We start from the raw sequence: 17,588 nt of genomic DNA, 5'->3' as shown, positions 1-17,588 counted from the left end.
TGCCACGGAAAGTCACTTTTCCGATTCTGGGTTTGATCTGTCGGTCGCAAACAAGTATATCAAGCAGGAATTCATCCTGTCCCCGAGTTATCCATGGCCAAAAACAAAACTGCCTATGTTTGTACCGAATGTGGCGCCGACTTCACACGCTGGCAGGGCCAGTGCAGTGAGTGCAAGGAGTGGAACACCATCAGCGAGGTGCGCCTCGGCTCGGTGACCCCGGGCAAGAGTGCCCGTTATACCGGTTATGCCGGCGCCATCGGCAGCCAGGTGCAGACGCTGGCGGAGATCGCCACCACCGAGATCCCCCGTTTCTCTTCCGGTTTCAAGGAGCTGGACCGGGTCCTGGGTGGTGGGGTGGTGCCGGGCTCGGCGATCCTGATCGGTGGCAACCCGGGGGCGGGCAAGTCGACCCTGCTGCTGCAGACCATGTGCGGTCTGGCGGAGCGGATGAAGACCCTCTATGTCACCGGCGAGGAGTCGCTGCAGCAGGTGGCGATGCGCGCCTCGCGCCTCGGCCTGCCGACCGACAAGCTGCGCATGCTGTCGGAGACCTCGGTCGAGCAGATCTGCCTGATTGCCCAGCAGGAGCAGCCGCAGATCATGGTCATCGACTCCATCCAGGTGATGCATGTGGCGGATGTACAGTCGGCGCCGGGTTCCGTGTCTCAGGTGCGGGAAGCCGCCGCCCTGCTGACCCGCTATGCCAAACAGAATCATGTCGCCATCTTCATGGTGGGCCACGTGACCAAGGATGGCACCCTGGCCGGCCCCAAGGTGCTGGAGCACTGCATCGACTGCTCCGTGCTGCTCGATGGCGGCCACGATTCCCGCTTCCGGACCCTGCGCTCCCACAAGAACCGCTTCGGGGCGGTCAACGAGCTCGGTGTCTTCGCCATGACCGGGCAGGGGATGCGGGAGGTGAGCAACCCTTCCGCCATCTTCCTCAGCCGCGGTGAAGAGCAGGCGCCGGGGTCGGTGGTGATGGTGATCTGGGAGGGCACCCGGCCCCTGCTGGTGGAACTGCAGGCGCTGGTGGATTACTCCCAGCTCTCCAACCCGCGCCGGGTGGCAGTGGGGATGGACCACAACCGTCTCGCCATGTTGCTGGCTGTGCTGCATCGCCATGGTGGCCTGCAGATGGCGGATCAGGATGTCTTCATCAACGTGGTCGGCGGGGTCAAGGTCGAAGAGACCAGCGCGGATCTGGCCCTGCTGCTGTCCATGGTCTCCAGTTTCCGGGATCAATCCCTGCCCAAGGATCTGGTGGTGTTCGGGGAAGTGGGGCTGTCTGGCGAGATCCGCCCCGTGCCCTCCGGCCAGGAGCGGTTGCAGGAGGCCGCCAAGCATGGCTTCCGCCGGGCCATAGTGCCGCACGCCAACGCGCCCAAGCATCCCATCGAAGGCATGGAAGTGGTGCCGGTCAAGAAACTGGCCGATGCCCTGGAGGCCTTGTAATCGGCATAGTGGCCGCAGGCTGGCAATAAAAAGGAGCGCAATGGCGCTCCTTTTTACATCGGGTATACCGCTCAGGGGTGAGGGTGTTCGAGATGTTCGCTCAGCAGCTGCTCCAGCTCCCGGTGCAGCAAGTCTTCATCGCCGACGTTGAGCTCGATCATCCGCTTGAGGTGGGTAGCGCTGTCGATGTCGATGTGATGGCAGTAGAACCCCAGCTTCTTGCTGGCTTCATGGGTCAGCATGACCTGCATCTTGATCTCGATGTCGCTGCCGCTCAGCACAAAGCTGAGTGAATACTCTTTGTTGTCGTGACTTTCCCAGTCATCGGGCCGGATCAACAGGGCGCCCTGCAGGGAGATATCCACCAGCTGGGTCCGCCATTTCTTATCTCCCTGGACGAGGTCGGCCATGGTCAAGTAGAGGATCCGTGAAAAACGGCGACGCTCGGACATTCTCATCTCCTGTCAGCAATAGGAATTGGAGCTAAAGGTCATGACATAGAGTGTAATGCACCTTGCACATCAGGATCTTGAACTGGCTCCGAAATTGGATATCAAACCTGCTGGGCGCTGAGTGACTCCACGACCTGCAATGCCTTGATCAGCCGATCTTCCTGTTTGAAACGATCTTCCAGCACGGGACCCAGCTGGTTCAGATCCTCGTCCAGCAACAGCAGCTGAGCCTCATCGGCATTGCTGTACTTGTCGTTGAACTCCAGTGCAAACTCGGTGCAGGCCCGGATGTGGGGGTAGATGCGTTTCGCCAGCTCCAGCTTGTCGCCGCTGGCCTGTTCGAAGGCGGTCACCACATGGTTGTAGATTTCGAAGTGTCCGGCGCTGACATAGTCGACCAGGCGTTCACAGAAGCCTTGCAGTTCCACATGGCCGGGCAGCGAGCGCTGCTTGGTGCGGGCGGGGGTTAGTCCGGCAAGCCGCATGTATTCGACCAGTAATGCCTGCCTGGCATCCAGCCAGTCGTCGATAGCTCTGTGCTTTCCTGCCAATGCGCGTTTGGTTTGTTCCAGTTCAGTTAACATAGTCCCTCCGTGGGGCATAGGCATGGAGTGCTATCGTGACGGGCCTCCGGCCTTTTTATTGACTGACGACACCCTCCTATAACTAGGGAAAATCCAGTTGACCGTCAATAGGGGCATGGGGATATTGTTACACCGGGTGGCGTTTTGGTTACAAGGCACCATCATTTGCTCTCCTCTTCCCGTCAATTACGATCACGAAGGGGCGAGATATGTGACTATTTCCGCAGATCTTGATGAAAACCCCAGCATTCAAGCCAATCCGGCTGATAAAGCCTTTGCCTGAGTGTTTTTTTTTGAATAGAGTGGCCCGGTGCTAAATGCCCGATCATAAAGGAAATGTTATGAACAAAGCTCAACTTGTCGATGCAATTGCAGCCAAAGCAGATCTGAGCAAAGCTCAGGCCAAAGTCGCTCTGGAAGAGATCATCAATGGTATTACCCAGAGCCTGAAAGAAGGTGATGCTGTGCAGTTGGTGGGTTTTGGCACCTTCAAGGTGAACCATCGTGCTGGCCGTACCGGTCGCAATCCGCAAACTGGTAAAGAGATCCAGATTGCAGCCGCGAATGTGCCGTCCTTTGTGGCAGGCAAGGCGCTCAAAGACGCCGTCAAGTAATCCCCAAAAACCCGGCGCCAGCCGGGTTTTTTATTGCCATCGTCAGCGGAAATTGTTTCAGATACACTCAAGATATGGCGTGCGCCGTAGTGAGGTGGATGATGGAACAGAAAAATGCCATTCGGCAGGTTGCCGTACCTTGGGCTCCGTCCCGCCAACTCCCCCCGGGCCTGGTTGTGGCCGAACTTCATCAGGATATCTGGAGCGACTCCCTCACCATCATGCTGGGCAGGGCTCGCAGCATCGATCTGCCGCCGCAGATCCTTTGCCGGGTCTACTTTCGGCATATCTTTGCGGTGCGAGTGATGGAGGATTGCGATCTGGCGGAGGGCAAGGATAGCCATGCCATCGAGGAGCAGATCCAGCTCATCACCCCGTCCCGATTTGCCAGCTGGTTCCATCAGGAGTCGGACGGCCTGCACCTGGACGAGGATCTGCAGCACTACCGCATTTCGACCTGGGATTATTGTGCCGATGTGCTGACGTCCAGAGCGCCCGAGCTGCAGTTCGTGGACAAAGGCGATTAGCGAGGCTGAAGAGACAATAAAAAACCGGCCACACTGGGTGTTGCCGGTTTTTTTATTGGTCGACGTGGGGCGAACTCAGCCGAGCAGTTGATCCCGATGCAGCCCCAGCACGATGAGCAAGCCGAGGAAGTAGAAGGCGCTGAGTTTGATGCCCAGAATGGCTAGCAGGCCGGCGCAGAGCCGGACGATGGCCTTGTGCAGCCAGGAGCCGGTGAAACGGTACATGGTTACTCCGCCGCCTCCGTGGTGGCGAATTCCGGTACCTTGGCCATGGCATCCAGCACTACCTGGATATCCGCCCCCGGTTTGCAGGCGTTTTCACTCAGGTGGCGGCGCCAGGCGCGGGCCCCCTGCATGTTCTGGAACAGCCCCAGCATGTGGCGGGTCATGTGGGAGAGATAGTTGCCCTTGGCCAGCTCCTGCTCGATATAGGGCAGCATCATCCGCACCACCTCGTGGCGGCTCGGTACGGCGTGGTTCTGGCCGAACACCAGATTATCCACCTGCGCCAGAATGTAGGGATTCTGATAGGCTTCGCGCCCCATCATGACGCCATCCAGGTGCTGCAGGTGCTCGAGGGTCTGCTCCATGGAGGTGACGCCGCCGTTGATGGCGATGGTGAGATCTGGGTAATCCTGTTTGACCCGATAGACACGGGGATAATCGAGCGGCGGGATCTCGCGGTTTTCCTTGGGGCTCAGGCCGCTCAGCCACGCCTTGCGGGCATGGACGATGAAGGTGTCGCAACCGGCATCGCGTACCTGTTCGATAAAGGCCTGCAGAAATTCGTAGGAGTCCTGATCGTCGATGCCGATACGGGTTTTCACCGTCACCGGAATATTGACCACATCGCGCATCGCCTTGACGCAGTCGGCCACCAGTGCGGGTTCACCCATCAGGCAGGCACCAAAGCGGCCGTTTTGCACCCGATCGGAGGGACAGCCGACGTTGATGTTCACCTCGTCATAGCCGCGCTCCTCGGCCAGCTTGGCGCAGCGCGCGAGATCGGCCGGGTTGCTGCCTCCCAGCTGGAGGGAGATGGGGTGCTCCTGCTCGCTGTAACCCAGATAATCTCCCTTGCCGTGGATGATGGCGCCGGTGGTCACCATCTCGGTATAAAGCAAGGTCTGGCGAGTCATCAGACGATGGAAATAACGGCAATGCCGATCGGTCCAGTCCAGCATGGGGGCGATGGAAAAACGCTGCGCCTGCATAAAAATCATCCGGGTTGGCTAAACAAAGGGGGCGGATTTTACCACAACGTGAGGCAGCCCCAGAAAATGAATTTTGTCACCGCGTCAAAGGGGGCCCTGTGATAGTATCCGGCTAATAAAAAGGGTAATTGCGTGATCATGAATCAAGACCAACTTTTACAACGAGCCGAACGACTCTGCGAACAACGCGGGATCCGCTTCACCCCTACCCGGCGTCAGGTGTTCAGGCTGCTGGCTGCCCACGGCAATGCCATCAGCGCCTATGATCTGTTGGCCCAGTTGCAGCAGACCGAGGCCCATGCCAAGCCGCCAACCGTTTATCGGGCGCTCGATTTTCTGCTCGAACAGGGCTTTGCCCACAAGGTGGAATCGCTGAACGCATTTATCTTCTGCTGTCACTTCGATCATGCCCACCCGATGCAACTGCTCATCTGCGATCGGTGTGGTGAGGTGGTCGAGTTGCATGACTCGGCGATCGATGGCGCGTTTTCCGAGCAAGCCCACTTGCATGGCTTTACTATTACCAATAAGACAATAGAGGCACATGGCCAATGTGCTCGCTGTACGCCCACCGTAGGAAGTCAACATGAAGGCTGATTTTGTAAACCCGTTCCTGCTCTCCCTGCTCAATGTGCTCTCCACCATGGCACAGCTCGAGCTCAAGCCGGGCAAACCCAAACGCAAGATGGACGAGCTGGCGCGTGGCGATGTCTCTGGCCTCATTGGCATGGTCGGCCCGCAGACCCGCGGCTCGCTCTCTATCAGCTTCGAGAAGGGGCTGGCGCTGGAGATCATGCGCCGTATGCTGGGCGAGGCACCGGCCACCATCAATGAAGAAGTGACCGACATGGTGGGCGAGATCACCAACATGGTGACCGGCGGCGCCAAGCGCATGCTGGGGGAGAAGGGGTATGAGTTCGACATGGCGACCCCCATCATCGTCTCCGGCCCCAACCACACCATCACCCATCGTGCCGATGGCACCAAGATCATGATGCCGTTCGAATCAGATTATGGTCGTGCCACCATCGAGATCTGTTTCGAGTAATCCTATGTGGAAAGCGCTGAAATGGTTCTTCATCGGTTGGGCCCTGCTGCTCATCCTGTCTGATCTCCAGATCACCACCTCGCTCTACAAGTACGAAGACAACCGGGTGGTGGTGAACTTTCCGCGCTGGCAGGCAGATCAGCCCTGGTGCACCTTTGAGTGGCATGCCGGGCGGGTGGAGACCCATTGGTATGGTCTGGCAGGCAGACCCAAGCAGGTAGACCCGCTGCTGTAGCAGCCAGGATGACAGATGCAATGCAAGAGGCCAGCTGATGCTGGCCTCTTGTCGTTGGTCGCCCGGTTGATCAGGCCGCTTCGGCGGCCAGATCTTCGCGGGGGCGCAGCAACATGCCGAAGCCGCAGGTCAGCAGGGTGGGCAGCAGCCAGGCCAGCCCCTTGTCGAACAGCGGCAGGAAGGCGAACGCATCCATCTGCATGCCGGCCGCGCCTAGCCCGTCCAGACAGCCGAATAGAAACGCCACCAACAGCACGGCGCGAAATGCCAGTCGTGGCCGTCCAAAATAACCCTGTACAAAGGTCACCAGCACCAGTGCGATGGCGACCGGGTAGATGGCGACCAGCACCGGGATGGAGAGGCTGATGAGCTGGCTCAGCCCGACATTGGCCACCAGGATGGAGACGCATCCCATCAGCAGTACCCACTTGCGGTATGTCCAGCCGGCCAGACCGTGGAAGTAGTCGGCGCTGGCGCAGAGCAGGCCGACTGCGCTGGTGAAGCAGGCCAGGGTGATGATGGCGGCCAGGATCAACTGGCCGTAGTGGCCGAACAGGCTCAATACATAGGCGTTGACGATGGCACCGCCATTGTCGACGTTGGTCACCACGCCCGCCGCGCTGTTGCCCAGGTAGAACAGGGAGATGTAGACCGCCGAGAGGCCAACCGCCGAGATAAGACCCGCGATGGTCAGGTACTTGAACTGGCTCGGGTAGTCCTCGATGCCCCTGCGTTGCAGCAGACCGATGATGAGAGCACCGAACATCAGCGAGCCGAGGGTATCCATGGTGTTGTACCCCTCCAGCATCCCCTTGATGAGCGGCGTATCCGTGTAGTCGCCACTGGCCTCTGGCAGAGTGCCTTGCGGGTCAATCAAGACCCCGACCGCCAGGATCAGCAACATCACCATCAAGACAGGTGTCATGTACTTGCCCACCGCATCGAGCAACCTGCCCCGATCCAGCGATACCAGGATCACCAGCGCGAAGAAGAGCAGGCTGTAGAGCAGCAGCCCGTGTTGGCCAGCTTCGCCGAGCCAGGGCTTGAGCCCCATTTCATAAGCCACCAGCCCGGTGCGGGGGGTGGCAAAGGCCGGCCCCATGATGATGTAGATGGCGATGGCCAGCGCCGTGGCCGCCCAGGTCGGCAGATAGCGGGTCATCGCCGTCCAGCCACTGCTGCCTTGTCCGGCGCTGCCTCTGGCAACGGCGACCAGCGTCAGCAGAGGGAGACCCACCGCCGTCAGCAGAAAGCCGACCATGGCTGGCATCAAATGTTCACCGGCCATGAAACCGGCGAGCGGCGGAAAAATGATATTGCCTGCCCCCAGATAGAAAGCAAACGTCATAAAACCCAGTCCGAATACGTCGGACAACTTCAGTGATTTCGTCAAACCTGACCTCATCTGCCTTATCAGCTTGTTCTTGTTGATTGCACCCACTGCCTGGCAGATAACCGGATAACAATGCTTCCCTCTCCTCCACGATGAGCACATCGATAAAGGAGCACTCTTCTGAGCATAAAGAAGAGAAATTTGATCTCAATCACACATTAATATCTTGAAACAATTTAATTGGCCAGAATAAATCACCGATTAGCCAGCGGTTGGCAGCAGTGAAGGAGGTCGGCATGGCGGCAGAGGGCTGGCCACAGGAAAGGGGCAACGGGTGGTAAAAGGCTGTGGGCAGACAAACGAAAGAGCCTGCGCAAGGCAGGCTCTTTGAGATGGGCTGGAGTGAAATCAGGCGGCTTCGGCAGCCAGTTTCTCGCCGGAGCGTACCGCCATGCCGAGGCCACAGGCCAGCAGGGTCGGCAGCAGCCAGGCCAGGCCCTTGTCGAACAGCGGCAGGAAGGCAAACGCATCCATCTTCATGCCGGCGGCGCCCAGACCGTCCAGGCAGCCGAACAGGAAGGCAACCATCAGCACGGCGCGGAACACCAGGCGCGGGCGACCGAAGTAACCCTTCAGGAAGGTGACCAGCACCAGTGCCACGGCAACCGGGTAGATGGCGACCAGCACCGGGATGGAGAGACTGATGAGCTGGCTCAGGCCCACGTTGGCGACCACGGCGCAGATGACCCCCAGCAATACCACCAGCTTCTTGTAGCTCATGCCGGTCAAGTTGTGGAAGAAGTCGGAGCAGGCGGAGATCAGGCCTACGGCGGTGGTGAAACAGGCCAGGGTGATGATGGCGGCCAGGATGAACTGACCCGGCTGCCCAAACAGGCTCAACACGTAGGCGTTGACGATGGCGCCACCGTTGCTGATGTCGGTGGCGACGCCGGCTGCGGTGTTGCCCAGCTGGAACAGGGAGACGTAGACCACGGACAGACCGATGGCAGAGATGATGCCGGCAATGGCCAGGTACTTGAACTGGCTCTGGTAGTCATGAATGCCTTTCTGGCGCAGCAGGTCGACGATCAGGGCACCGAACATCAGGGACGCCAGGGTGTCCATGGTGTTGTAGCCTTCCAGGATCCCTTTCACGAAGGGGCCGTTCTGATAGTCACCGGAAGAGGCCGGCATGTCACCTTGCGGGGCGACGAACACGCCGATGGCCAGGGTCAGCAGCAACAGCATCAGCACCGGGGTCAGGTATTTGCCGATGGCATCCATCAGCTTGCCCTGATTCATGGAGACCAGGATGGCCACGCCGAAAAACAGTACGGTGTAGGCCGCCAGACCGGCCTGACCCATGTCACCGATGAAAGGCTTGAGGCCCATTTCGTAGGCCACCAGCCCGGTACGGGGGGCGGCGAAGGCCGGACCGATGATGATGTAGATGGCGACGGCCAGTGCGGTGGCGACGCCGGCCGGCAGCAGCTTGGTCATGCCGGCCCAGCCGTTGCCTGCCTTGGCGACGGCGATGATGGTGATGAGGGGCAGACCGACGGCAGTGACCAGGAATCCCAGCATGGCGAGAGAGAGGTGCTCACCTGCCATGTAACCAGCCAGCGGCGGGAAGATGATGTTGCCGGCGCCCAGATAGAAGGCGAAGGTCATGAAGCCCAATCCGAGCACGTCGGACAATGTGAGTGATTTCGTCAAGTTCAACCTCGTCTGTCTTGTAAACTATTGCTTGTTATAGTTTTTTATTGGTCAGTGACCGATATTGTTCAGGGGTAAAAAAAAGGAGCCCCGCTTGTTTTTTCATCGCAACCAGTGGTTTGAGCTGGTCTTGAGCGGGCGCTCGTTTAGAAGCCAGCATAATGGCGTGAAAAAATAGTTCAAGACGAAATTTACATCTTAAAATAGAAGGGGCTGGTTAGTTGGATGTATCTGTCGGAATAGGTTCCATCAGCAGAATGGATCACGATTTCACCCTGCTCACACTTGTTTAATCCTCTGCCAAGTCGCAATAAAACACGATTTGCCTCTTTTCCCGCTCTGGTGATAACAGCTGTATAACAAACGGCGTGCAGATCATAATCCGCCGAGATGCATAAAATTTCATCGGCCATGGCCGTTGGCACGACCAGCGCAACCTCGCCGTTGGGGGCCAATAGCCGGTCACAGGCGGCCAGCAGATCCCGGCTGTCGAGGCCGCCGGTATGACGTGCCAATGCCCTGGCCGGATCGCGAAACGACTGGCCCGCCACGAAGTAGGGCGGGTTGGAGACGATGAGATCGTAAGGGGCGGCCTGATAGGTTTGAATGGCACTCTCGATGACGGTGACCCGCTCATGCCAGGGGGAGGCTGCCGCATTCTCGCGAGCCTGCCGGGCTGCATTGCTATCCAGCTCTACCGCATCGATGTGGCAGTCGGCAGGGCTGCGCTGAGCCAGCATCAGGGCGATGAGGCCACTGCCACTGCCAATGTCGAGCACCCGGCGGGCGTTGGTGACAGGTGCCCAGGCGCCGAGCAGGATGCCATCGGTGCCGACTTTCATGGCGCAGCGATCGTGCGCGACGTGAAATTGCTTGAAGGTAAAACCGCTGTTTCGTCCCATCCGACTCCCGTCCTGTGCCAGCGCCGCAGAAAATGGTCGGCGATTATAGCGACTAAGCCACAGTCGCCATAGGAGCCGACGACATAATCGCCTATAATCTGCCGTTTCCTTAATGACCGAGTATTGCCATGAGCCAGTCCTTTGATGATTTCGACCTGAATCCAGCCCTCAACCGGGCCTTGGCCGAGATGGGTTTCACCCGCCCCACCACCATTCAGCAGATGGTGCTGGAGCCAGCCCTGGACGGCCGCGATATTCTGGCATCCGCCCCGACCGGTACCGGCAAGACCGCCGCCTTCCTGCTGCCAGCCCTGCAGCATCTGCTGGACTTCCCGCGCCGCAAGCCGGGCCCGTGCCGCATGCTGGTGCTGACCCCGACCCGCGAGCTGGCGCTGCAGGTCACCGCCCACGCCAAGGCGCTGGCGGCCCACACCAACCTCAGCATCGAGACCATCATCGGCGGCGTAAGCCATGAAGAGCAACTGCCGGCCCTGACCAAGACCACCGACATTGTGGTGGCCACCCCGGGCCGCCTGCTCGAGTACATCGAGAAAGAGGAGTTCGAGAGCCACGACATCGAGGTGCTGGTGCTGGACGAAGCGGACCGCATGCTGGACATGGGCTTCATCAAGGATGTGAACCGCATCGTGGAAGAGGCGCGTTATCGCAAGCACACCATGCTGTTCTCCGCCACCCTGGAAGGGGCAGGCCTTGAGAAGTTCGCCAACGATATCCTGAAGGAGCCGGTAGAGCTGCACGCCGAGCCGCCCCGCAGCGAACGTCGCCCCATCACCCAGTGGGTGCACCTGGCCGACGATGCCGCTCACAAGCTGGCCCTGCTGGTACACATCCTGAAAGATCCCGAGACCCAGAAAGCCATCATCTTCGTCAAGACCCGTGAGCGGCTGGCGGAGCTGTCCGGTCAGTTGCAGGCGGCTGGCGTCTCCTGCGCCTGGATCCGCGGCGAGATGGAGCAGAGCAAGCGCATCGAGTCGATCCGCAAGTTCCATGAAGGGGAAGTGCCCTTCCTCATCGCCACCGACGTGGCCGCCCGCGGCATCGACCTGCCCAACGTCAGCCATGTCATCAACTACGACATGCCCTACGGCGCCGATGTCTACGTCCACCGGATCGGCCGCACCGGCCGTGCCGGCAACCGCGGCTGTGCCATCAGCCTGGTGGAAGCCCACGACATGGCGATGGTCGCCAAGATCGAGCGCTACACCGAAGAGCGTCTCAAGCGCCGGGTGATCGACGAACTGCGCCCCAAACATAAAGAGGCGCGGGTGCCGGTGAAGAAGAAAAAGCCGAAGGACGACAAGAAGAAGTCGGCCAAGAAGAAAAAGAAGTAAGCCTGCCCGCCACAACGGCCATCCCCGGATGGCCGTTGTGCTATCTGCTGCCCACTCGGCGGGGGCCAGAAAAGAAAAAAGCCGACGTATAAACGTCGGCCAATAAAAAGTGCTTACAACAGAGGATTCACCTATTCAGACTTGGGGATCCTGAATTTGGTTCCCTCGGGTCGTAATTAATTTTCAGCGCGTTTGAACATCAGGGTATGGGCGTCGGACTCTTCCGCTACGAAGTAGTAGCCATCGGCGTTGAACCCGGTCAGCTGCTCCACCTTGGTGAGCCGGTGCTTGATGATGTGACGGGCCATCATGCCGCGCGCCTTCTTGGCGTAGAAGCTGATGATCTTGAACTGGCCGTTCTTCTCGTCCTTGAACACCGGCGTGATGATGCGCCCCTGCAGGGCCTTGGGATGTACCGACTTGAAGTACTCGTCGGAAGCCAGGTTGATCAACACCTCGTCCCCCTGGGCAGCCAGCGCCTTGTTCAGGTGGGCGGTGATGATGTCACCCCAGAATTGGTAGAGATCCTTGCCACGCGCGTTGTCGAGGCGGATCCCCATCTCCAGCCGGTAGGGCATCATCAGATCGAGCGGGCGCAACACCCCGTAGAGACCGGAGAGCATGCGCAGGTGTGCCTGGGCGAAGTCGAAATCTGCCTCGCTGAAATCCTCCACCGCCAGCCCCGTGTAGACATCCCCCTTGAAGGCCAGCAGCGCCTGGCGGGCGTTGGCCGGGCTGAAGTAGGGTTGCCAGTCGGCAAAGCGGGCGGCGTTGAGGCCGGCCAGCTTGTCGCTGATCTTCATCAGGCTGGCGATCTGGTCCGGGCTCAGCTGGCGGGCCCGGCCGATCAGCTCGGCGGAGTGGTCCAGCAGCTCGGGTTGGGTGAAACGGGAAGTCACCAGCGGCGACTCGTAGTCCAGCGTCTTGGCCGGGGAAACCACAATCAGCATAACGATCCTTTATAGCGGTTACGTACGCCCCTCATTCATCCAGGGTGACGTTGTCGAGAGTGCCTGCACCCAGCTGCTCGCGCCCCGACAGCTTGATCAGCAGTCGCAGGTCGTTGGCCGAGTCGGCATGGGCAAGGGCCTCACTGTAGCCAATTTGGCCGGCACAGAACAGGGCGAACAACGCCTGATCGAAGGTCTGCATGCCGAGCTCGGTGGACTTGGTCATCACCTCCTTGAGCCGGTGCATCTCCCCCTTGCGGACGATATCGGTGATGAGCGGGGTGTTGAGCAGCACCTCGAAGGCCGCACAGCGGCGGCGTCCGTCCAGGCTGGGCAGCAGTTGCTGGGCCACGATGGCACGCAGGTTGAAGGAGAGATCGAACAAGAACTGGCGATGTTTCTCCTGAGGGACCAGGTGCAGGATGCGGTCCAGCGCCTGATTGGCATTGTTGGCGTGCAGGGTGGCGAGACAGAGGTGGCCGGTCTCGGCAAACTGCAGGGCAAACTCCATGGTCTCCTGGCTGCGGATTTCACCGATCAGGATCACGTCAGGGGCCTGGCGCAGCGAACTCTTCAGCGCCACGTCGAATGACGCTGTGTCTATACCCACCTCGCGCTGGGTGATCAGGCTACGGCCGTGCTGATGCACGAACTCCACCGGATCTTCCACCGTCAGGATGTGGCCGTCCACATGCTGGTTGCGATAGCCGATCATGGCCGCCTGGGTGGTGGATTTGCCGGCGCCGGTGGCTCCGACGAACAGCACCAGCCCGCGCTTGGCCAGGGCGATCTCCTGCAGGATGGGGGGCAGCGCCAGCTCGTCGAAGGTGGGGATGCGGGTCTCGATACGGCGCAGCACCATGCCCGGCAGCTCCTGCTGCCAGAAGGCGCTGACCCGAAAGCGGCCAAGCTCCTCGCGGTGGATGGCGTAGTTGGCCTCCTTGGTATGCAGATAGCGCTCGAAGTGCTCCTGGCTCAGGGTCTCCTTGACCAGCGCCAGCGCCCTTGCCTTGTCGAGGGGGGCTTCTGCCAGTGACTGCAGGTGGCCGTTGACCTTGAGGGTCGGCGGCGTGCCGACCGTGATGAACAGATCCGAGCCTTTGCGGGCGACCAGCTCGGTCAGCAGGGCATCCAGATTCATAACGACTCCTTCCCTAGATTCGTCGTGGTTAGATGGTGTTGGGATCGACCGCCTTGGCCTTGGCATCCAGCGCCGCCACTACGCCGCGGCTCACCAGCTGCTTGAGGCTCTGATCCATGGTCTGCATGCCGTGGGTCATCCCGGTCTGGATCACCGAGTAGAGCTGGGCAATCTTGTCTTCCCGGATGAGGTTACGCACGGCGGGAATGCCCATCATGATCTCGTGGGCCGCCACCCGGCCGCCACCGATGCGCTTGAGCAGGGTCTGGGAGATGACCGCCCGCAGCGACTCGGAGAGCATGGAGCGCACCATGTCTTTTTCCGCACCGGGGAAGACGTCGATGATCCGGTCGATGGTCTTGGCCGCCGACGAGGTGTGCAGGGTGCCGAACACCAGGTGGCCGGTCTCGGCCGCGGTCATGGCCAGACGAATGGTTTCCAGATCGCGCATCTCGCCTACCAGGATGATGTCCGGGTCTTCCCGCAGCGCCGAGCGCAGGGCGTTGCTGAAGCTCTTGGTATCGCGGTGTACTTCCCGCTGGTTCACCAGACAGCGCTTGTTCTCGTGCACGAATTCGATGGGATCCTCGATGGTGAGGATGTGGTGATGAAAGTTCTCGTTGATGTAGTTGACCATGGCCGCCAGGGTGGTGGATTTACCCGAGCCGGTCGGGCCGGTCACCAGCACCAGGCCGCGCGGGTATTCGGCAATCTTGCGAAAGATCTCCGGCGCGTCCAGATCTTCGAGGCTCAGCACAGTGCTGGGGATGGTCCGAAATACCGCGCCGGAGCCGCGCGCCTGCTGGAAGGCGTTGACCCGGAAGCGAGCCAGGTTCGGCACCTCGAACGAGAAGTCCACCTCGAAGTTCTCTTCCAGTTCCTTGCGTTGGTGGTCGTTCATGATGTCGTAGATGAGGGCGTGCACTTCCCGGTGTTCCAGGGCGGGCAAATTGATCTTGCGAACCTCGCCATCAACCCTGATCATCGGGGGAACCCCGGCCGAGAGGTGTAGATCCGAGGCTTTATGTTTTACACTGAAAGCCAATAACTCTGTGATATCCATAGATTTGTCATTCTCCCATCACAAGATCACTAACGAAACATGAACCAGATTGCCGAGCACCTGCTTCAGGTCAAGGAACGTATTGTACAAGCCGCCAGTCGCGCGGGCCGAAGCCGCGATCACATCCAACTGCTGGCGGTCAGCAAGACCAAACCGCTGGAGGCCGTTTGCGAGGCCTATGCCGCCGGCCAGCGCCGCTTTGGCGAATCCTACGCCCAGGAAGCGGCGACCAAGATAGATACCCTGCGTGAGCAAGGGGCCTGTGCAGACATAGAGTGGCACTTTATCGGCCCGCTGCAATCGAACAAATCCAAGCTGGTGGCCGAGCGCTTCGACTGGGTGCAGAGCGTGGACAGAGAGAAGCTGATCGAACGCCTGAACAATCAGCGCCCGAGTGGGCTCGCGCCGCTAAATGTCTGTCTGCAAATCAATATTAGCGGAGAGAGCAGCAAATCCGGAACGTCGGAGCAAGAGATTTTCCGTCTGGCTGAACTGGTCTCCCGCTGTGAACGGCTGCGGCTGCGTGGCCTGATGGCGATTCCGGAGCACACCAGCGACGAGGCGGTGCTGGCCGCCCAGATGGTGCGCATGCAGACTCTGTTCACCGAGCTTGCGCAACAATACCCGGGCGTCGACACCCTCTCGATGGGGATGACCGAGGATCTCGAACTGGCGATCGGCCACGGCAGCACCATGGTGCGGGTCGGTACCGCCATCTTCGGTGCTCGCGACTATTCATGAGCAAGGCCCGGGATGCGATGCATCGGGCAGTGCTTTTTTCAGGTAACAGGAGCGTTTGATGCAGCATAGAATCCTCGCCTTTATCGGGGCGGGCAACATGAGCCGCAGTATCATTGCCGGTCTGGTTCAGGCGGGCTATCCGGCCGACCGGATCATCGCCGCCAACCCCAGTCGGCCCAAGCTGGATGCGCTGGCCAACGACTACGGCATCCGCATCACCCAGGACAACGCCGAGGCGGCCCGGGCGGCGGAGGTGATCGTGCTGGCGGTCAAGCCGCAGCTGATGGCCGCCATGCTGAGTGCGCTGGTGGCACAGCTGGGCACGCTGGAGGGCAAGCTGCTCATCTCCATCGCCGCCGGCATCAAGGTGGCGCGGCTGGCCGAGATGGCGGGCGGCCACGGCCGGATCATCCGCACCATGCCGAACACCCCCTCTCTGCTGGGGCTGGGCATGACCGGGCTGTACGCCCCGCCCGGCATCGAGCAGGCTGACCGCGCGCTGGCCGAGCAGATGATGCAGGCGGTGGGCAAAACCCTGTGGGTGGAGCAGGAGTCCGCCATCAACGGCGTCATCGCCGCGGCCGGCAGTGCACCTGCCTACTTCTTCCTGTTCATGCAGGCCATCGCCGAGGAGGCTGAGGCCATGGGCTTCTCCCCCGAGCAGGCTCGCCTGCTGGTGCAGCAGACCGCCCTTGGTGCGGCGGCCATGGTCGAGCAGAATCCCGAGCTGTCGCTGCAGACCCTGCGCGAGCAGGTGACCAGCAAGGGCGGCACCACCGCCGAGGCGATCAAGACTTTCCAGCAGCAGGGACTGATGCCGCTGACGGCACACGCCATGCAGGCGGCCGTTGCCCGGGCCGGCGAAATGGAAACCCTGTTCTGAACCCGATTTCTCTTACTCTCTGTCTCAACCTGGAGCCCAGATGAACACTGCTTACTTTCTGATTAACACGATTTTTGACCTCTATCTCATGGTGGTGCTGTTGCGCGTCTGGCTGCAGTGGGCCCGCGCAGACTTCTACAACCCCATGAGCCAGATGGTGGTCAAGCTGACCAATCCGCTGGTGGTGCCGCTGCGCCGGGTCATTCCCGGGTTTGGCGGGCTGGACATGGCCTCTGTGCTGCTGGCCATCATCATCGCCTTCGCCAAGCTGGCGTTGCTCAAGAGCATGAACGTGCTGCTGGCCGACTGGCTCACCCTCAGCCTGTTTGCCGGGCTGACCGTGCTGAAGAAGGCCGGCTCCATGATCTTCTGGGTGCTGCTGATCCGCGCCATCCTGAGCTGGGTCAGCCAGGGTCGCAACCCCATCGAGTACGTGATGCACCAGCTGACCGAGCCCTTCCTGGCCCCCATCCGTCGCATTCTGCCGGCCCTGGGCGGGCTGGATCTCTCCGTGCTGGTCGCCTTTATCGGGCTGCAGGCCATAAACTATCTGTTGGGTGATCTGTTCGGCCAGCTGTGGTGGATGATTTGATGGCAGCCGTCCTGCGGGAAGGGGATGAGCTGATAATGCATCTGATGATCCAGCCCAAGGCGAGTCGGGATCAGATCGTCGGATTGCATGGAGAAGAGTTGAAAGTGGCCATCACGGCGCCGCCGGTGGATGGCCAGGCCAACAGCCACTTGATCAAGTATCTGGCCAAGCAGTTCAAGGTGGCCAAGGGGCAGGTTCGCATCGTGCGGGGGGAGCTGGGACGGCACAAGACGGTCGCCATCGAGGCGCCCAGGCAGATCCCCGCCGAGGTCAGTGCCCTGCTGGACAATCAGGGTTAACACGAGAAGGATGACACCATGAAAACAGCCTGGATAAGCTGCCTGCTGGCACTGCTGCTGACCTTGCCCCTGCGGGCCGAACAGATGAAGGAACTGGGCCCCTGGCAGGTGCACTACAGCGCCTTCAACTCCAGCTTCCTCACCCCCGAGGTGGCCAAGGCCTACGGCCTGGAGCGCAGCCGCTACAACGGCATCGTCAACATCGCGGTGCAGAACAAGCAGGGGGTCGCCCAGGCGGTGGGGATCAGCGGCGAGGCCAAGAACCTCACCGGCACCATCCGCAACCTGAGCTTCCAGGAGGTCAAGGAGGGGGATGCCATCTACTATCTGGCGGTGCTGCCCTATCGCAACGAAGATACCTACCAGTTCACCCTGAAGATCATGGGAGAGGGGCAGCAGCAGACGCTGACCTTCCAGCAGACCTTCTACGTCGACTGATGCTTGTCATGCCCAGAAAAAGCCCCGAACGCAGGTTCGGGGCTTT

General features: G+C 60.3%; 23 protein-coding genes. 13 read left to right on the top strand and 10 right to left on the bottom strand.

The features are described from left to right. Nucleotides 1–93 precede the first annotated feature (93 nt). Nucleotides 94–1,458, top strand: coding sequence for a DNA repair protein RadA (gene radA / locus E5E97_RS00830; protein WP_011707405.1), 1,365 nt, complete (start codon nucleotides 94–96; stop codon nucleotides 1,456–1,458). Nucleotides 1,459–1,529: 71 nt separating this feature from the next. Here the strand turns inward: radA and E5E97_RS00825 are convergent, their stop codons facing one another. Further along, nucleotides 1,530–1,910 carry a PilZ domain-containing protein gene (locus tag E5E97_RS00825; RefSeq protein ID WP_011707404.1) on the bottom strand — a complete coding sequence of 127 codons (381 nt, stop codon included), beginning with the start codon at nucleotides 1,908–1,910 and terminating at the stop codon, nucleotides 1,530–1,532. A gap of 101 nt (nucleotides 1,911–2,011) precedes the next feature. Next, nucleotides 2,012–2,494 carry an Rsd/AlgQ family anti-sigma factor gene (locus E5E97_RS00820; RefSeq protein ID WP_011707403.1) on the bottom strand — a complete coding sequence of 161 codons (483 nt, stop codon included), beginning with the start codon at nucleotides 2,492–2,494 and terminating at the stop codon, nucleotides 2,012–2,014. A gap of 97 nt (nucleotides 2,495–2,591) precedes the next feature. On the opposite strand from E5E97_RS00820, the gene E5E97_RS00815 reads away from it, so the two are divergent. From E5E97_RS00815 to E5E97_RS00805, 3 genes are all read left to right on the top strand, one after another. Beyond that, nucleotides 2,592–2,777 (top strand): hypothetical protein, encoded by a 186-nt coding sequence (locus tag E5E97_RS00815; protein ID WP_130631666.1) that lies wholly within the window; start codon nucleotides 2,592–2,594, stop codon nucleotides 2,775–2,777. Between the two features lie 58 nt (nucleotides 2,778–2,835). Beyond that, nucleotides 2,836–3,108, top strand: coding sequence for a nucleoid-associated protein HU-alpha (gene hupA, locus E5E97_RS00810; protein WP_005305063.1), 273 nt, complete (start codon nucleotides 2,836–2,838; stop codon nucleotides 3,106–3,108). Between the two features lie 101 nt (nucleotides 3,109–3,209). Further along, on the top strand, nucleotides 3,210–3,635 hold the full coding sequence (locus tag E5E97_RS00805) for a hypothetical protein (RefSeq protein ID WP_010636148.1): 426 nt from the start codon (nucleotides 3,210–3,212) through the stop codon (nucleotides 3,633–3,635). Between the two features lie 75 nt (nucleotides 3,636–3,710). On the opposite strand, the gene E5E97_RS00800 is transcribed toward E5E97_RS00805, so the two are convergent. Both E5E97_RS00800 and dusA read right to left on the bottom strand, forming a co-directional pair. Then, a complete protein-coding gene (locus E5E97_RS00800; protein WP_011707400.1) occupies nucleotides 3,711–3,860 on the bottom strand; it encodes a hypothetical protein in 150 nt (49 codons plus the stop codon). A gap of 2 nt (nucleotides 3,861–3,862) precedes the next feature. Then, nucleotides 3,863–4,849 (bottom strand): tRNA dihydrouridine(20/20a) synthase DusA, encoded by a 987-nt coding sequence (dusA, locus tag E5E97_RS00795; protein ID WP_049045830.1) that lies wholly within the window; start codon nucleotides 4,847–4,849, stop codon nucleotides 3,863–3,865. Nucleotides 4,850–4,987: 138 nt separating this feature from the next. Between dusA and zur the strand changes: the two genes are divergently transcribed. The 3 genes from zur to E5E97_RS00780 are packed head-to-tail and all read left to right on the top strand — an operon-like array spanning nucleotide 4,988 to nucleotide 6,132. Next, nucleotides 4,988–5,446, top strand: a complete 459-nt coding sequence (gene zur, locus E5E97_RS00790; protein ID WP_011707398.1) for a zinc uptake transcriptional repressor Zur — start codon at nucleotides 4,988–4,990, stop codon at nucleotides 5,444–5,446. Next, nucleotides 5,436–5,897 (top strand): chemotaxis protein CheX, encoded by a 462-nt coding sequence (locus tag E5E97_RS00785; protein ID WP_016351979.1) that lies wholly within the window; start codon nucleotides 5,436–5,438, stop codon nucleotides 5,895–5,897. Before zur ends, E5E97_RS00785 begins: the two co-directional genes overlap by 11 nt. Before the next feature lie 4 nt (nucleotides 5,898–5,901). Next, the gene (locus E5E97_RS00780) at nucleotides 5,902–6,132 is read left to right on the top strand and encodes a hypothetical protein (RefSeq protein WP_024945844.1); all 231 of its coding nucleotides are present in this window, start codon (nucleotides 5,902–5,904) and stop codon (nucleotides 6,130–6,132) included. 70 nt (nucleotides 6,133–6,202) lie between these two features. Here E5E97_RS00780 and brnQ (E5E97_RS00775) read toward each other — a convergent pair whose 3' ends face one another. The 3 genes from brnQ (E5E97_RS00775) to E5E97_RS00765 all read right to left on the bottom strand — a co-directional run bounded on the left by brnQ (E5E97_RS00775) (nucleotide 6,203) and on the right by E5E97_RS00765 (nucleotide 10,083). Further along, entirely contained in the window at nucleotides 6,203–7,480 is a 1,278-nt protein-coding gene (gene brnQ, locus E5E97_RS00775; RefSeq protein WP_024945843.1) for a branched-chain amino acid transport system II carrier protein, read from the bottom strand. A gap of 393 nt (nucleotides 7,481–7,873) precedes the next feature. After that, entirely contained in the window at nucleotides 7,874–9,181 is a 1,308-nt protein-coding gene (gene brnQ / locus E5E97_RS00770; RefSeq protein WP_011707394.1) for a branched-chain amino acid transport system II carrier protein, read from the bottom strand. Nucleotides 9,182–9,372: 191 nt separating this feature from the next. Beyond that, nucleotides 9,373–10,083 (bottom strand): tRNA1(Val) (adenine(37)-N6)-methyltransferase, encoded by a 711-nt coding sequence (locus tag E5E97_RS00765; RefSeq protein ID WP_171279713.1) that lies wholly within the window; start codon nucleotides 10,081–10,083, stop codon nucleotides 9,373–9,375. A gap of 128 nt (nucleotides 10,084–10,211) precedes the next feature. Here E5E97_RS00765 and srmB point away from each other — a divergent pair, with 128 nt between their 5' ends. Then, entirely contained in the window at nucleotides 10,212–11,435 is a 1,224-nt protein-coding gene (srmB, locus tag E5E97_RS00760) for an ATP-dependent RNA helicase SrmB (RefSeq protein WP_016351974.1), read from the top strand. A 176-nt stretch (nucleotides 11,436–11,611) separates the two neighbouring features. Here srmB and yaaA read toward each other — a convergent pair whose 3' ends face one another. The 3 genes from yaaA to tapT are packed head-to-tail and all read right to left on the bottom strand — an operon-like array spanning nucleotide 11,612 to nucleotide 14,589. Then, nucleotides 11,612–12,385 carry a peroxide stress protein YaaA gene (gene yaaA, locus E5E97_RS00755; RefSeq protein ID WP_171279712.1) on the bottom strand — a complete coding sequence of 258 codons (774 nt, stop codon included), beginning with the start codon at nucleotides 12,383–12,385 and terminating at the stop codon, nucleotides 11,612–11,614. Nucleotides 12,386–12,416: 31 nt separating this feature from the next. Beyond that, on the bottom strand, nucleotides 12,417–13,526 hold the full coding sequence (gene tapU / locus E5E97_RS00750) for a type IVa pilus ATPase TapU (RefSeq protein WP_017411211.1): 1,110 nt from the start codon (nucleotides 13,524–13,526) through the stop codon (nucleotides 12,417–12,419). Between the two features lie 28 nt (nucleotides 13,527–13,554). Then, nucleotides 13,555–14,589: a type IVa pilus ATPase TapT gene (gene tapT / locus E5E97_RS00745; protein WP_011707389.1), complete on the bottom strand. Its 1,035-nt coding sequence runs from the start codon at nucleotides 14,587–14,589 to the stop codon at nucleotides 13,555–13,557. Nucleotides 14,590–14,628: 39 nt separating this feature from the next. Here tapT and E5E97_RS00740 point away from each other — a divergent pair, with 39 nt between their 5' ends. From E5E97_RS00740 to E5E97_RS00720, 5 genes are read left to right on the top strand one after another with little or no spacing between them, the layout of a single operon-like run. Continuing rightward, nucleotides 14,629–15,330, top strand: a complete 702-nt coding sequence (locus E5E97_RS00740; protein WP_029304817.1) for a YggS family pyridoxal phosphate-dependent enzyme — start codon at nucleotides 14,629–14,631, stop codon at nucleotides 15,328–15,330. A 58-nt stretch (nucleotides 15,331–15,388) separates the two neighbouring features. Next, nucleotides 15,389–16,213 carry a pyrroline-5-carboxylate reductase gene (proC, locus tag E5E97_RS00735; protein ID WP_041216516.1) on the top strand — a complete coding sequence of 275 codons (825 nt, stop codon included), beginning with the start codon at nucleotides 15,389–15,391 and terminating at the stop codon, nucleotides 16,211–16,213. 40 nt (nucleotides 16,214–16,253) lie between these two features. Continuing rightward, nucleotides 16,254–16,805: a YggT family protein gene (locus E5E97_RS00730; protein WP_016351969.1), complete on the top strand. Its 552-nt coding sequence runs from the start codon at nucleotides 16,254–16,256 to the stop codon at nucleotides 16,803–16,805. Further along, a complete protein-coding gene (gene yggU / locus E5E97_RS00725) occupies nucleotides 16,805–17,104 on the top strand; it encodes a DUF167 family protein YggU (protein ID WP_011707385.1) in 300 nt (99 codons plus the stop codon). Before E5E97_RS00730 ends, yggU begins: the two co-directional genes overlap by 1 nt. Before the next feature lie 18 nt (nucleotides 17,105–17,122). Continuing rightward, nucleotides 17,123–17,542, top strand: a complete 420-nt coding sequence (locus tag E5E97_RS00720) for a DUF4426 domain-containing protein (RefSeq protein ID WP_011707384.1) — start codon at nucleotides 17,123–17,125, stop codon at nucleotides 17,540–17,542. The last annotated feature ends 46 nt before the right edge of the window (nucleotides 17,543–17,588 follow it).

The sequence above is a fragment of the Aeromonas sp. 2692-1 genome, assembly GCF_013085505.1.
Classification (GTDB): Bacteria; Pseudomonadota; Gammaproteobacteria; order Enterobacterales; family Aeromonadaceae; genus Aeromonas; species Aeromonas hydrophila.
The sequence above is the reverse complement of the archived record's forward strand: the minus strand, read 5'-3'. Positions and strand labels throughout refer to the sequence as shown.

Bases quoted from the DNA above. Each gene is read 5' to 3' on its own strand.
- E5E97_RS00765 (WP_171279713.1), bottom strand. From the start codon at position 10,083: ATGGGACGAAACAGCGGTTTTACCTTCAAGCAATTTCACGTCGCGCAC.
- tapT (WP_011707389.1), bottom strand. From the start codon at position 14,589: ATGGATATCACAGAGTTATTGGCTTTCAGTGTAAAACATAAAGCCTCG.
- tapU (WP_017411211.1), bottom strand. From the start codon at position 13,526: ATGAATCTGGATGCCCTGCTGACCGAGCTGGTCGCCCGCAAAGGCTCG.
- E5E97_RS00740 (WP_029304817.1), top strand. From the start codon at position 14,629: ATGAACCAGATTGCCGAGCACCTGCTTCAGGTCAAGGAACGTATTGTA.
- dusA (WP_049045830.1), bottom strand. From the start codon at position 4,849: ATGCAGGCGCAGCGTTTTTCCATCGCCCCCATGCTGGACTGGACCGAT.
- yggU (WP_011707385.1), top strand. From the start codon at position 16,805: ATGGCAGCCGTCCTGCGGGAAGGGGATGAGCTGATAATGCATCTGATG.
- proC (WP_041216516.1), top strand. From the start codon at position 15,389: ATGCAGCATAGAATCCTCGCCTTTATCGGGGCGGGCAACATGAGCCGC.
- E5E97_RS00825 (WP_011707404.1), bottom strand. From the start codon at position 1,910: ATGTCCGAGCGTCGCCGTTTTTCACGGATCCTCTACTTGACCATGGCC.
- E5E97_RS00800 (WP_011707400.1), bottom strand. From the start codon at position 3,860: ATGTACCGTTTCACCGGCTCCTGGCTGCACAAGGCCATCGTCCGGCTC.
- yaaA (WP_171279712.1), bottom strand. From the start codon at position 12,385: ATGCTGATTGTGGTTTCCCCGGCCAAGACGCTGGACTACGAGTCGCCG.
- E5E97_RS00820 (WP_011707403.1), bottom strand. From the start codon at position 2,494: ATGTTAACTGAACTGGAACAAACCAAACGCGCATTGGCAGGAAAGCAC.
- E5E97_RS00785 (WP_016351979.1), top strand. From the start codon at position 5,436: ATGAAGGCTGATTTTGTAAACCCGTTCCTGCTCTCCCTGCTCAATGTG.
- E5E97_RS00805 (WP_010636148.1), top strand. From the start codon at position 3,210: ATGGAACAGAAAAATGCCATTCGGCAGGTTGCCGTACCTTGGGCTCCG.
- zur (WP_011707398.1), top strand. From the start codon at position 4,988: ATGAATCAAGACCAACTTTTACAACGAGCCGAACGACTCTGCGAACAA.
- srmB (WP_016351974.1), top strand. From the start codon at position 10,212: ATGAGCCAGTCCTTTGATGATTTCGACCTGAATCCAGCCCTCAACCGG.
- hupA (WP_005305063.1), top strand. From the start codon at position 2,836: ATGAACAAAGCTCAACTTGTCGATGCAATTGCAGCCAAAGCAGATCTG.
- E5E97_RS00730 (WP_016351969.1), top strand. From the start codon at position 16,254: ATGAACACTGCTTACTTTCTGATTAACACGATTTTTGACCTCTATCTC.
- E5E97_RS00720 (WP_011707384.1), top strand. From the start codon at position 17,123: ATGAAAACAGCCTGGATAAGCTGCCTGCTGGCACTGCTGCTGACCTTG.
- radA (WP_011707405.1), top strand. From the start codon at position 94: ATGGCCAAAAACAAAACTGCCTATGTTTGTACCGAATGTGGCGCCGAC.
- brnQ (WP_024945843.1), bottom strand. From the start codon at position 7,480: ATGACGTTTGCTTTCTATCTGGGGGCAGGCAATATCATTTTTCCGCCG.
- E5E97_RS00780 (WP_024945844.1), top strand. From the start codon at position 5,902: ATGTGGAAAGCGCTGAAATGGTTCTTCATCGGTTGGGCCCTGCTGCTC.